Consider the following 1,615-nt stretch of genomic DNA (forward strand, 5'->3'; position numbering starts at 1 on the left):
TCAGCATCGACCACGTCGCGCCGAGCGTCTCGACCAGCTGCCACTGCCCGATGATCACCTGTGCTGCCCCCTTCATTCACTCCCCACCTGCGGATATCGAACCAAATCGCCTGCGCCCATCGTGCCCGATCCGCCGCGCGCCGCGGGGCGGGGGTCCATCGATAAGCTCGCGGTATGGACACACCGTTGCGGTTGGAGGTCGTCGTCGCCAGTACCCGCCCGGAGCGATTCGCGCCCGTGGTGGCCGACTGGTTCCTCGGTGTGCTCGCCGAGCGGCCGGAATTCGAGGTCGGGGTCCTCGATCTGCGTGACATCGCCTTGCCCGTCGAGCTCACCGAGACCCCCGAGGTCGACGCGTTCCGGGAGCGGCTCGCCGCCGCCGACGCCTTCGCAGTCGTCACCTCCGAGTACAACCACGGATATCCCGCGTCCCTGAAAACGGCCCTGGACAGCGCCAAACGGGAGTGGCGGGCCAAGCCGATCGGCTTCGTCTCCTACGGCGGTCTCTCGGGCGGCCTGCGGGCCGTCGAGCAGTTGCGCCAGGTGGTCGCCGAACTGCACATGGTCTCAGTGCGCGAATCGGTGAGCTTCGCCCAGGCCAAGCGGCGTTTCGGCGCCGACGGCAGCACCGACGACCACGCCGCGATCGACGCGAGTGCGCGGATGCTCGGCCAATTGGCCTGGTGGGGACGGACTTTGCGGGCCGCCCGCGGCGCCGACCCCTACCCGGGCTGACCGGTCAGGCCGGCGCCATCGTGCGCTGTCCGCGCGGCTGCCCGATGTAGGTCGCCTCGCGCGGGATCGACACCAGCGTGAGGTTGACCCTGGTCGTCCCGGTGCGCAGCACCACCCGGTTGCCGATCGCGCCCGGCTGGAAGATCTCCAGGTCGGGACGGGAAGCGGGCCAGCCGTTCGGATCGCCGGTCAGGTAGATGGTGGTGACACCGGCGTGCGGCGCCGGGGCCAGCACACCGTCGACGACGGTGGCGGTGAAACCCGCGTCGGACTGGTGCGTTTCGACCGCGATGGTCAGGCGCTCCGGGTTGCCGACCGTGCTGACCAGCTGCTCCCAGGCGTGCGCGCGATCGGTGCGCACAAGGACCCGCTCGCCGACGGCCAGCGCGCGGAACACCAGCTGCTGGGCCAGATACAGCTCGCCGGCCACATAGACCGAGGAGATACCGGCGCCGATGATCCTGGTGGCGACGCCGTTGCCCTCGTCGTCGGAGCCGAGCAGCTGGCCGCAGCCCGCCGACGGCAGGTGCAGCGCGCCGATGACATCGATCGGGTACTCGGTGGTCGGCACGGTGTCGTCCACGCCGGGCACCGCGAGCGGCAGGTGCGCGAGCAGCGCGTCGCGGTGGCGGCCGTTCATCGAGACCATGCCCTTGGTCGTGGTCTTCTCCGGCAGCTCACGCGCGGTCAAACGCCATGCGGCACCGACACTCACCGACTCGGCGTCGCTGCCGGGCCGCAGCCGCACCGCGACCGTCGTGCCGCGCGATGGCGCGACCCACAGCTGGGCGAGCAGGTCCGAGCCGAGCTGCTTGGGGTCCACCGCGCTGCCGATATTGACGGTGTTGCCGATCTCGGCGAACTTCCACCGCTGGGTCAG

The 1,615-nt window shown here is 70.5% G+C and carries 1 protein-coding gene and 1 pseudogene; one reads left to right on the plus strand and one right to left on the minus strand.

What is annotated here, in order from left to right; translation table 11 throughout:
• The first annotated feature begins 174 nt into the window (after positions 1–174).
• A complete protein-coding gene (locus ACWDNU_RS45510; protein WP_355271390.1) occupies positions 175–735 on the plus strand; it encodes an NADPH-dependent FMN reductase in 561 nt (186 codons plus the stop codon).
• A gap of 4 nt (positions 736–739) precedes the next feature.
• Here ACWDNU_RS45510 and ACWDNU_RS45515 read toward each other — a convergent pair.
• Positions 740–1,615 (minus strand): annotated as a pseudogene (locus tag ACWDNU_RS45515) (hypothetical protein); the annotation flags it as partial.

It is taken from the genome of Amycolatopsis sp. NPDC003676, from assembly GCF_053587275.1.